General features: G+C 67.2%; 7 protein-coding genes and 1 pseudogene. 6 read left to right on the forward strand and 2 right to left on the reverse strand.

Going from position 1 to position 9,938, the window contains the following annotated elements:
* The first annotated feature begins 204 nt into the window (after positions 1–204).
* From typA to ACFVH5_RS23835, 6 genes are all read left to right on the forward strand, one after another.
* Positions 205–2,112 carry a translational GTPase TypA gene (gene typA, locus ACFVH5_RS23810; RefSeq protein ID WP_384804615.1) on the forward strand — a complete coding sequence of 636 codons (1,908 nt, stop codon included), beginning with the start codon at positions 205–207 and terminating at the stop codon, positions 2,110–2,112.
* 464 nt (positions 2,113–2,576) lie between these two features.
* Positions 2,577–3,614 (forward strand): ABC transporter permease, encoded by a 1,038-nt coding sequence (locus tag ACFVH5_RS23815; RefSeq protein WP_384804613.1) that lies wholly within the window; start codon positions 2,577–2,579, stop codon positions 3,612–3,614.
* 100 nt (positions 3,615–3,714) lie between these two features.
* Positions 3,715–5,517 carry an ABC transporter substrate-binding protein gene (locus ACFVH5_RS23820; protein WP_384804611.1) on the forward strand — a complete coding sequence of 601 codons (1,803 nt, stop codon included), beginning with the start codon at positions 3,715–3,717 and terminating at the stop codon, positions 5,515–5,517.
* A gap of 105 nt (positions 5,518–5,622) precedes the next feature.
* Positions 5,623–6,600, forward strand: a complete 978-nt coding sequence (locus ACFVH5_RS23825) for an ABC transporter permease (RefSeq protein ID WP_384804609.1) — start codon at positions 5,623–5,625, stop codon at positions 6,598–6,600.
* A gap of 10 nt (positions 6,601–6,610) precedes the next feature.
* Positions 6,611–7,672 carry an ABC transporter ATP-binding protein gene (locus ACFVH5_RS23830; protein ID WP_384804607.1) on the forward strand — a complete coding sequence of 354 codons (1,062 nt, stop codon included), beginning with the start codon at positions 6,611–6,613 and terminating at the stop codon, positions 7,670–7,672.
* 12 nt (positions 7,673–7,684) lie between these two features.
* Positions 7,685–8,797 carry an ABC transporter ATP-binding protein gene (locus ACFVH5_RS23835; RefSeq protein ID WP_385835686.1) on the forward strand — a complete coding sequence of 371 codons (1,113 nt, stop codon included), beginning with the start codon at positions 7,685–7,687 and terminating at the stop codon, positions 8,795–8,797.
* A gap of 112 nt (positions 8,798–8,909) precedes the next feature.
* Here ACFVH5_RS23835 and ACFVH5_RS23840 read toward each other — a convergent pair whose 3' ends face one another.
* Positions 8,910–9,455, reverse strand: coding sequence for a hypothetical protein (locus tag ACFVH5_RS23840; protein WP_385835687.1), 546 nt, complete (start codon positions 9,453–9,455; stop codon positions 8,910–8,912).
* A gap of 30 nt (positions 9,456–9,485) precedes the next feature.
* Positions 9,486–9,938: pseudogene (locus ACFVH5_RS23845) on the reverse strand (hypothetical protein); the annotation flags it as partial.

A 9,938-nucleotide genomic window follows, 5' to 3' on the forward strand; every position in this document is an offset into this window, starting at 1 on the left:
GGCGATTCCCCGGCCCCGTCAGGGGCGCGGGGAACTGCGCGATCGACCCCCACCGGCCCGCGCTGTGAGAGCCGACCGAACCAGCCCGCGAAGCCCCAGTGGCAGCGCACCCGTACCATGGGGGTAAGGCCGTGGCACGTTTCAGCCCGGCAGGGCCCCGCGAAGCGGATGGCCGTAACCTCACTCCGGGAGAAGCGCCTCAATATGGCCACGCGCCACGACATCCGCAACGTCGCCATCGTCGCCCACGTCGACCACGGCAAGACCACCCTGGTCGACGCCATGCTCAAGCAGGCCGGTGCCTTCGCCGCGCACGCCGCCGAGTCGCTCGACGACCGCATGATGGACTCGAACGACCTGGAACGTGAGAAGGGCATCACGATCCTGGCCAAGAACACGGCGGTGAAGTACCACCCGAAGGATGGCGGCGACGTCATCACCATCAACATCATCGACACCCCCGGCCACGCCGACTTCGGTGGTGAGGTCGAGCGCGGTCTGTCGATGGTGGACGCGGTCGTCCTCCTGGTCGACGCCTCCGAGGGCCCGCTGCCCCAGACCCGCTTCGTGCTGCGCAAGGCGCTGCAGGCCCGCCTGCCCGTCATCCTGTGCATCAACAAGACGGACCGCCCCGACTCGCGCATCGACGAGGTCGTGAACGAGGCGTACGACCTCTTCCTCGACCTGGACGCCGACGAGGAGCAGATCGAGTTCCCGATCGTCTACGCGTGCGCCCGTGACGGCGTCGCGTCGCTGACCAAGCCGGAGAACGGCACGGTCCCGGCCGACAGCGACAGCCTGGAGCCCTTCTTCTCCACGATCCTGTCGCACGTCCCGGCCCCGTCCTACGACGAGGAGGCCCCGCTCCAGGCGCACGTCACCAACCTGGACGCGGACAACTTCCTCGGCCGTATCGCGCTGCTCCGCGTCGAGCAGGGCGAGCTGCGCAAGGGCCAGACGGTCACGTGGATCAAGCGTGACGGCAGCATGTCGAGCGTCCGCATCACCGAGCTGCTGATGACCGAGGCGCTCACCCGCAAGCCCGCCGAGAAGGCGGGCCCCGGTGACATCTGTGCCGTCGCCGGTATCCCGGACATCATGATCGGCGAGACCCTCGCCGACCCCGAGAACCCGATCGCGCTGCCGCTCATCACGGTGGACGAGCCGGCCATCTCGATGACCATCGGCACGAACACCTCCCCGATGGTCGGCCGCGGCGCGACCGGCAAGGGCGCGGACGCCAAGGCCGTGGTCAAGGACCGCAAGGTCACCGCCCGGCAGGTCAAGGACCGTCTGGACCGCGAGCTGATCGGTAACGTCTCGCTGCGGGTCCTCGACACCGAGCGCCCCGACGCCTGGGAGGTGCAGGGCCGCGGTGAGCTGGCGCTGGCCATCCTGGTCGAGCAGATGCGCCGTGAGGGCTTCGAGCTGACCATCGGCAAGCCGCAGGTGGTCACGCAGCAGATCGACGGCAAGACCCACGAGCCGGTCGAGCGCATGACGATCGACGTGCCCGAGGAGCACATGGGCGCGGTCACGCAGCTCATGGGCGTCCGCAAGGGCCGGATGGACAACATGTCGAACCACGGCTCGGGCTGGGTCCGGCTGGAGTTCGTCGTGCCGTCCCGCGGTCTCATCGGCTTCCGTACGGAGTTCCTGACCGGGACGCGCGGCACGGGCATCGCCCACTCGATCCACGAGGGCCACGAGCCGTGGTTCGGCACGCTGACGACCCGTAACAACGGTTCGCTGGTCGCCGACCGCTCGGGCGCCGTCACCGCGTTCGCGATGACGAACCTCCAGGAGCGCGGTGTGCTCTTCACCGAGCCCGGCACCGAGGTGTACGAGGGCATGATCGTCGGTGAGAACTCGCGCGCCGACGACATGGACGTGAACATCACCAAGGAGAAGAAGCTCACCAACATGCGGTCGGCCGCGGCCGACTCGTTCGAGGCGATCGTCCCGCCGCGCAAGCTCTCGCTCGAGCAGTCGCTGGAGTTCTGCCGCGACGACGAGTGCGTCGAGGTGACCCCGGAGGCCGTGCGCATCCGCAAGGTCAACCTGGACGCCCGTGAGCGCGGTCGCGCCGCGAGCCGCGCCAAGCACGGCTGACCCTGCCCCCGCGGGCCCCGGGAGCACGCTTCCGGGGCCTCTGAGGGCCCTTCAGGGGTCCCGCCGACGGTTCGAGAAGAGCCCGGCCCTCCGCACGGCGGGGAGCCGGGCCTTCGGCGTACCCGGACACGGGCCTGTCCGCGGGCCGAAAAAACGGCTCAGTTCGGACAACGGCGTAAAGGATGCGGCGGCGTTCGCATATCGGTCAATGCCCAATCAAGTTTCGGACACGTAAACGAAATTTTCGCAGTAGATGACCGATTCGCCGGAATCTCATCTCACCTGTCAAGCGCGCGTAGGTGTCATTCTCTGCAATTTTTGCTCAAAATTTCGACGGTAGGGAGATCCCTATGTCTTCCGCCCTTGACGCGCGTTGACCCACTTGGTGAAAGTTCCCTGAAACCACAGAACCTGCCGGTATCTGTGCTGCGCTCAACTCTCCATCCCCCGGGGGAAGAACAAAGATGACCAGTCCAACCAAGGCCGAGGGCTCCGGGCCGTCGGCGGCCTTGGACCCCGAGCTCGCGTCGAACGCCGAGCCCGCCGAGGCCGAGCAGCTCGAAGGCCGTTCCCCCGGGCAGCTCATGTGGCATCGCTTCAAGCGAGACCGTACCGGAGTCATCTCCGCGTGCGTGGTGATTTTTTTCTTCGCGGTCGCCGCCCTCGCCCCGGTCATCTCGTCCCTGTACGGCAAGGACCCCTACACGCTGTACGCGCAGGAGCCCGACTACCCCTTCCTGCTCGACGACTTCGCCATGCCCACCGGATCCTTCGGCGGCATGTCCTCCGACTTCTGGTTCGGCGTCGAGCCCAAGCTGGGCCGCGACGTGTTCACCATGCTGCTGTACGGCATGCGCACCTCGCTCTACATGGCCGTGCTCGTCACGGTGTTCAGCGTGGTCACGGGTGTCGTCCTCGGCATGATCAGCGGCTACTTCGGCGGCAAGGTCGACTACTGGCTGGGCCGGATCACCGACTTCTTCCTGGCCTTCCCGCAGCAGCTGTTCTTCATCGCCTTCATGCCGGTCGTCACCGCGATGTTCGTCTCCCCGACGGACGAGACCCCCACCTATCTGCGTGCGGTGGCGATCATCCTGGTGATGTGGTTCCTCGGCTGGATGGGCATGGCCCGTCTGGTGCGCAGCTCCGTACTCTCCCTGCGGGAGCGGGAGTTCGTGGAGGCGGCGAAGGTCTCGGGTGCCTCTCCGGCGCGTATCGTGCGCAAGGAGATCCTGCCGAACATCGTCACGCCGATCCTGGTGCAGGGCACGTACATGCTGCCCAGCGCGATCCTCTCGATCGCGTTCCTCAGCTACGTCGGTGTGGGCTTCGTCGAGCCGACACCGGACTGGGGCCGGATGTTCGCCATCGGCGCCGGGATCTACGAGCAGGACCCGATGTTCATGTTCTTCCCGGGCATCGCGATGGTGGTCTTCGTGCTCGCCTTCAATCTTCTCGGCGACTCCGTCCGGGACGCATTCGACCCCAAGACCGGACGCTAAACGTCCATTGGTGGTGGGGGGGCTGCCACCCCCGTTCCGGCTCGTCCGGACCGTCAGGCAGCACTCGTGGACAACTATCGACAGGTAGGTCATCGGAATCATGAACCCGATAAGAATGCGCACCGTCCGCGCCATAACCGTCGCGGTAGCGGCGGGATCGCTGGCACTGACCGGCTGCAGCGACAGCGGCAAGGACAGCGGCAAGGACGACTCCAAGTCCAAGGAGGACGCCAAGGCGCAGTCGAAGCCCGTCGCCTACGGTGACGCGCAGGCGTCGACCGGTCCGGCCGAGGCGGTGGCCGGGGCCAAGTCCGGTGGCACGATCAACGTCTACCAGCAGTCCGACCTGTCCCACATGGACCCGGGCCAGATCTACGTCAGTGACGCCGGCCAGTTCGCCAACCTGATCCACCGCGGTCTGACGAACTTCCAGGAGGACGCGAAGGGCAACCTGACCGTCGTCGGCGACATCGCCACCGACTCGGGCAAGTCGTCCGAGGGCGGCAAGACCTGGACGTACACCCTGAAGGACGACGTCAAGGACGAGGACGGCAACGTCATCACGTCCAAGGACGTCCGGCACACCATCGAGCGGCAGTACTCGAAGGTGATCTTCGACGGTCCGACCTATGTCCAGACCTGGCTCTCGGGCTCCGACTACCGCAAGGCGCTGCCGGACGGCCCCTACAAGGGCAAGCACCTGCCGGACTCGGTCCTTGAGACCCCGGACGACAAAACGGTCGTCTTCCACTTCAAGACCGCCCAGCCGGACCTCCCGCAGGCCCTGGCCATGGCCGGTTACGCCATCGTGCCCGAGAAGCAGGACACGAAGGAGAAGTACGACAAGGCCCCCGCCTCCCTCGGCCCGTACAAGATCGCCGAGTACAAGGCCGGCAAGTCCCTCAAGCTCGTCAAGAACGAGCAGTGGGACGAGAAGACGGACTCGGTGCGCCACCAGTACGTCGACGGCTACAACTTCACCAACACCATCGACCAGGCCAGCCAGACCAAGCGTCTGATCGCCGACAAGGGCGAGGCCGCCAACGCCATCCAGTTCACCGACTCGGTGGACCCGGCGCAGCTGTCGACGGTCATCGGCAACGCCGACGCCAAGAAGCGCACCATCCAGGGCTACCAGGTCTACGTCTGGGCCCTGAGCTTCAACCTCGACAGCGCCCAGATGAAGGACAAGAAGATCCGGGACGCGATCACCTACGCGATCCCGAACCAGTCCATGGTGCAGGCGGACGGCGGCCGGTACGGCGGTGAGGTCGCGGGTGGTCTGCTGGCCCCGACCCTGCCCGGCTTCGACCCGAAGTACGACCCGTTCGGCAAGCTGAAGAAGCCCAACGGTGACCCGGCGAAGGCCAAGGAGCTGCTGAAGGAAGCGGGCTTCAAGGAGGGCACCAAGCTCAGCTACGCCTACTCCAACACCCCCCGCGGCCAGGCCCAGATGGTCATCATCAAGGACGCGCTGAACAAGCTCGGCTTCGATGTCCAGGCCAAGGAGATCGACCGCGCGACCTTCTACGAGCAGGTCGGCAAGCTCAAGAACCCGTACGACCTGTACATGACCGGCTGGGGCCAGGACTGGCCGTCGCCGTCCACGGTCATCACGCCCGTCTACGACGGTGACCTGATCGCCGACGGTGCGCCGAACTACTCGCACATCAACGACCCGAAGGTCAACGACCTCATCAAGAAGGCCGTGACCGAGGAGCCCGAGGCAGCCGCCAAGACCTGGGAAGAGGCCCACCACCGCATCGTGGAGGACACCAACCCCAGCGCCCCGGTCTACTACTCGAAGCAGATGCAGCTCTACGGTTCGAACATCGGTGGCGCCCGGTTCAGCACGGAGTCGAGCTACATCGACATCAACGACCTGTTCCTGAAGCAGCCGTAACACCCATGCTCGGCTGATCCGCGGGGGTGTGCGCCAGGCGGAGCGCACCCCCGCGGTCGGTATCCCCCTCCTGCCGCCGCGTTTCGAAGAGAGCACCCACCCGCCATGCTTCAGTTCCTCATCCGCAGGCTGAGCGGCGCCGTCGTGATCATGTTCCTGATCGGCGCCTTCACGTTCTTCCTGTTCTATACGATCCCCCAGGACTTCGCGCAGCTGTCCTGCGGCAAGAACTGCTCCCCCGAGAACATCGCGGTCATCCGCGAGAACCTCGGCCTGGACAAGCCCATCACCACCCAGTTCTGGGAATTCATGATGGGCATCGTGTCCGGCCGGGACTTCCCGCAGGGACACTGCGCCGCCCCGTGCCTGGGTGTCTCGTTCGACAGCGGCGACTTCGTGTGGGACTCCATCATGGACCGCTTCCCGCTGACGCTCTCGCTGACCATCGGCGGCCTGGTGATCTTCCTGCTGTTCGGCCTCGGTACGGGTCTGATGGCGGCCTGGAAGCGCGGTACCGCCCTCGACAAGGTCGTCAGCGGCTCCTCGATGGTGCTCAGCTCGTTCCAGATCTACTTCCTGGGCCCCATCGTCCTCAGCCTCCTCGTCTACAACACCGGCTGGCTGGAGAGCCCCAAGTACGTGTCCTTCACGGACAACCCCGGCAGCTGGTTCATGGGAATGCTGATCCCGTGGGCCGTGATGGCCACGATCTTCACCGCCCAGTACACCCGTATGGCACGCTCGACGATGATCGAGCAGCTCCAGGAGGAGCACGTCAGAACCGCGCGAGCCAAGGGCATGCGGCAGAGCTACGTCTTCTTCCGCTACGCCTGGCGCGGTTCACTCATCCCGATCGTCACGATCATCGGCATGGACCTCAGCGCGCTCCTGTCGGGCGCCGTGGTCACGGAGTTCACCTTCGACCTCGCCGGTATCGGGCGTCTCGCGGTCGAGGGCTCGCTGACCAAGGACCTTCCGCTGACGATGGGCGTCATGCTGTTCGGCGCCTTCTTCATCCTGATCCTGAACATCGTCGTGGACCTCGCCTACGCCTACATCGACCCGCGCGTGCGCCTCGCCTAGGAGAAATACCGTGACCACACTGACCAAGACCGAAGGCGAGAGGGCCCCGAGCGGGCCGGAGGCCTTCCTCTCGGTCCGCGACCTGCGGGTGCGGTTCTCCACAGAGGACGGCATCGTGAAGGCCGTCGACGGGCTCTCCTTCGACGTCGAGCGCGGCAAGACGCTCGGCATCGTGGGGGAGTCGGGATCGGGCAAGTCCGTCACCAACCTGACCGTCCTCGGACTGCACAACCCCAAGACCGCCACCGTCGAGGGTGAGATCGTCCTCGACGGCAAGGAACTGGTCACCGCGACCGAGAAGGAGATGGAGAAGCTTCGCGGCAACAAGGTCGCGATGATCTTCCAGGACCCGCTGACCGCGCTCTCGCCGTACTACACGGTGGGCCGGCAGATCGCGGAGCCCTTCATGAAGCACACCGGCGCCTCCAAGAAGGAGGCGAAGCTGCGCGCCATCGAGATGCTCGACAAGGTCGGCATCCCGCAGCCCGCGATGCGCTTCGAGGACTACCCGCACCAGTTCTCCGGCGGTATGCGCCAGCGCGCGATGATCGCGATGTCGCTGATCTGCAACCCGGACCTGCTCATCGCGGACGAGCCGACCACGGCTCTGGACGTGACCGTGCAGGCCCAGATCCTGGACCTGCTCAAGGACCTCCAGCAGGAGTTCGGCTCGGCGATCATCTTCATCACCCACGACCTCGGCGTCATCTCCAAGATGGCCGACGACCTGCTGGTGATGTACTCGGGCCGGGCCGTGGAACGCGGCAGCGTCCGCGAGGTACTGCGCGCGCCCCAGCACCCGTACACCTGGGGCCTGCTGAGCTCCATGCCGCGACTCGGCGGTGACACGGCGCAGGCGCTCACCCCGATCCCGGGGTCCCCGCCCAGCCTGCTGAACCCGCCGTCGGGCTGCCCGTTCCACCCCCGGTGCGGCTTCACGTCCGAGGTCGGCGGCAACCGCTGCTCCACCGAGCGGCCGGAGCTGGCCGCGGGCCGCGGCGCCGCCTGTCACCTGGACGACGCGCAGAAGTCGACCTTTTTCATCGAGCAGATCAAGCCCCGGCTGGGCTAGGGAGAACGACTCATGAGCGACAAACTCACCCTGCCGAAGCCGCAGGGCCCGGTGGACGGAACAGCCGAGACGCTGCTCTCCGTCGAGGGCCTGACGAAGCACTTCCCGATCTACGGCGGCTTCCCGATCAAGCGCAAGGTCGGAGCCGTGCAGGCCGTCGACGGGGTCGACCTGACCGTCGGAGTCGGCGAGAGCGTCGGCCTGGTCGGCGAGTCCGGCTGCGGCAAGTCGACGACCGGCCGGCTCATCACCCGGCTCCTTGAGCCGACGGCCGGCAAGGTCACGTACGCGGGTCAGGACATCACGCACGCCTCGCGCCGGCAGATGGCGCCCGTACGGTCCGAGATCCAGATGATCTTCCAGGACCCGTACTCCTCGCTGAACCCGCGGCAAACCGTCGGCACCATCATCAAGTCGCCGATGGAGGTCAACGGGATCAACCCGAAGGGCGGCATCGAGAAGCGCGTCCGTGAGCTGCTGGAGCTGGTCGGGCTCAACCCCGAGCACTACAACCGCTTCCCGCACGAGTTCTCCGGCGGTCAGCGCCAGCGCATCGGCGTGGCCCGCGCGCTGTCCCTGAACCCGAAGCTGATCGTCGCGGACGAGCCCGTGTCGGCCCTGGACGTGTCGATCCAGGCACAGGTCGTGAACCTTCTCCAGAAGGTCCAGGAAGAGATGGGCATCGCCTTCCTCTTCATCGCCCACGACCTGGCGATCGTCCGGCACTTCTCGCAGCGCCTCGCGGTGATGTACCTGGGCAAGGTGGTGGAGGTCGGCGACCGCGACTCCATCTACAACCGGCCCCGTCACCCGTACACGCACGCCCTGCTGTCGGCCGTCCCCGAGGTGACGCTCGACGACGAGACCGAGGACCGGGAGCGCATCCGGCTCTCCGGCGACGTCCCCTCGCCGATCCACCCGCCGTCCGGCTGCCGCTTCCGTACGCGCTGCTGGAAGGCGCAGGACAAGTGCGCGACGACCGAGCCGCCGCTCGTGCAGATCTCCGGCAACCGTGAGAACCATCTGACGGCCTGCCACTTCCCGGAGGACCCGACGACGGAGGCCCGCGACGCGGACATCGTGCTGGACCCGGCGCTGGCGGCGCTGGAGAAGGAAGGGGAGTAGGAGGGCGGGGGCGCTGCCCCCGGACCCCCGGTCCTCGGACGCCGGACGGGCTGAAGATTTCGCGGACGGGCCGCGATTCTTCAGCCCGTCCGGCGTTTTCGGACGCAGCAGTTCAGCCCGACCACGGACCGCCGGGCTCGTTCTGCCAGCGGTGAAACACCCCTCCCGTGTCGTCCACGCCGAAGACGGCCATCCCCGAGCCGTGGTCCACGACCGACGGAACCCCGGTGCTGACACGCGGGGCGGGCACCGCGGGCGTGCCCGCGGCCTCCCTGGCCTCGTCGAGGAGAGCGCGGGCCTTGTCCGCGACCTGGTCGTACCGCTCCGGGAAGGCCGAACGCTGCACCTTCTGGGCCGTCTGCCCCGCGGTGAGCTGCGGCGACTGCTCCTCGACCCGTACGGCGCGGACGAAGAACTGCCGGGCCGCGTACGGTACGTGCCTGATCTGCTCCGGGGTTCCCCAGCCCTGACTGGGCCGTTGCTGGAAGACGCCGAGGGAGTCGCGGTCGCCGCAGTCGAGGTTGTTCATGTGCGACTCGACCCAGCCGGCCTCGAAACCGGCGAGCATCACCTTGTCCGAGACCTGGAGTTCGCGGCCGACGAGGTAGACGGCCCTGGTCACGTCGAGATCGTGGTGGGGCGGGATGTGGCACGCCATCCTGGGGCTCCTGATCCTGGGGCGGACGGTTTACGGGGCGGGGCGGGCCGCCGCCGGGGCCTCGGCCGGGGTACGGGGAGCCGCGAGTACGCCGGTGACCGCGGACGCGTCGGGATCGGCGGCGAGGCTGCCCTCCATGTCGACCCAGCTCTCGTTCCAGGCATGACCGTGCTCGGGGCCCCGCTGCCAGGTGTGGGTGACCCGGCCGCGCGCGTCCCGTCCGAAGACGGAGAGATCACCGCTGGGGTTGAGGACCACGGCGGGGTCGCTGGTGAGCTGTCCGCCGAGGGGGTTCCAGTCGGACCAGGGGCCGCCGGTGCCGGTCTGCCAGCGGTGGTGGAGGGCGTTGTCGGTGCCGCGGGTGAAGAGGACCATGCCTCCGTCGCGGCCGACGAGGACGGTGGGGCGTCCTTGTGCGGTTCCGCCCATGTCGACCCAGGTGTCGTGCCAGGCGTGACCGTGCTCGGGGCCGCGCTGCCAGGT

The organism is Streptomyces sp. NPDC127119 (assembly GCF_042677425.1).
Taxonomy (GTDB): Bacteria; Actinomycetota; Actinomycetes; order Streptomycetales; family Streptomycetaceae; genus Streptomyces.